Origin of the sequence: Streptomyces sp. NPDC046727 (assembly GCF_040645635.1) — a bacterium.
Lineage (GTDB): Bacteria > Actinomycetota > Actinomycetes > Streptomycetales > Streptomycetaceae > Streptomyces.
In genome coordinates, this window is the sequence record NZ_JBEYYR010000093.1 from 1 (window position 1) to 1476 (window position 1476).

The window sequence follows — 1476 nt, forward strand, 5'->3', positions numbered from 1 at the left end:
AGCTTGCCGTCGGGGGAGGTGCCGGAGAAGACGATGCCGGCCTTCTTCTCCAGCTCGGCGCGGTAGGCGTTGTTGACCTCGTAGCGGTGCCGGTGGCGTTCCTCGACGTATTCCTTGCCGTCGTAGACCTCGCGGACGATGGAGCCCTCGGCGAGCTTGGCCGGGTACATGCCCAGGCGCATCGTTCCGCCCATGTCGCCCTCACCGGCCACGATGTCGAGCTGCTCGGCCATGGTGGAGATGACCGGGTGGGCGGTGGCCGGGTCGAACTCGGTGGAGTTGGCGTCCGGGATGTCGGCCAGGTTGCGGGCGGCCTCGATCACGATGCACTGCAGGCCCAGGCACAGGCCCAGCAGCGGGATCTTGTTCTCGCGGGCGTAGCGGATCGCGCCGACCTTGCCCAGCACGCCGCGGTCGCCGAAGCCGCCGGGGATGCAGATGCCGTCCACGTCGGCCAGCTGCGCCTTGGCGCCGGCCGCCGTCTTGCAGTCGTCCGAGGTCACCCACTTGATCTTCACGCGGGCCCGGTTGGCGAAGCCGCCGGCGCGCAGCGCCTCGGTGACCGACAGGTAGGCGTCGGGCAGGTCGATGTACTTGCCGACCAGGGCGAGGGTGACCTCGTGGTCGGGGTTGTGGACGCGGTCGAGCAGGTCGTCCCAGGTCGTCCAGTCCACGTCCCGGAAGGGCAGGTCGAGCTTGCGCACCACGTAGGCGTCCAGGCCCTCGGCGTGCACGACCTTGGGGATGTCGTAGATCGAGCGGGCGTCGGGGCAGGCCACCACGGCGGCCTCGTCCACGTCGCACATCAGGGAGATCTTCCGCTTGATCGCGGTGGGCACCTCCCGGTCGCAGCGCAGCACGATCGCGTCCGGCTGGATGCCGATGTTGCGCAGCGCCGCCACGGAGTGCTGGGTGGGCTTGGTCTTCAGCTCGCCGGAGGGGCCGATGTAGGGCAGCAGCGAGATGTGCACGACGAAGACGTTGTCCCGGCCGACCTCGTGGCGGACCTGGCGCACGGTCTCCAGGAACGGCAGCGACTCGATGTCGCCGACCGTGCCGCCGACCTCGGTGATCACGACGTCCACCTCGTCGGTGGCCATGCGGCGGATACGGTGCTTGATCTCGTTGGTGATGTGCGGGATGACCTGCACGGTGTCGCCCAGGTACTCGCCGCGCCGCTCCTTGGCGATCACGGTGGAGTAGACCTGGCCGGTGGTGACGTTGGCGGTGCCGTCCAGGTCCCGGTCCAGGAATCGCTCGTAGTGGCCGATGTCCAGGTCGGTCTCGGCGCCGTCGTTGGTGACGAACACCTCACCGTGCTGGAACGGGTTCATCGTGCCCGGGTCGACGTTCAGGTAGGGGTCCAGCTTCTGCATCACGACACGCAGGCCGCGGGCCTTGAGCAGCATGCCCAGGCTGGAGGCGGTCAGACCCTTGCCGAGCGAGGAGGCGACACCCCCGGTGACGAAGATGTGC

Annotated in this window: 1 protein-coding gene; it reads right to left on the reverse strand. The window is 68.7% G+C overall.

The genetic code is table 11. The annotated features are described in order from the left end of the window. The coding region (locus ABZ937_RS42755) for a CTP synthase (RefSeq protein WP_361701085.1) at positions 1 to 1476 on the reverse strand (1476 nt) is incomplete at both ends.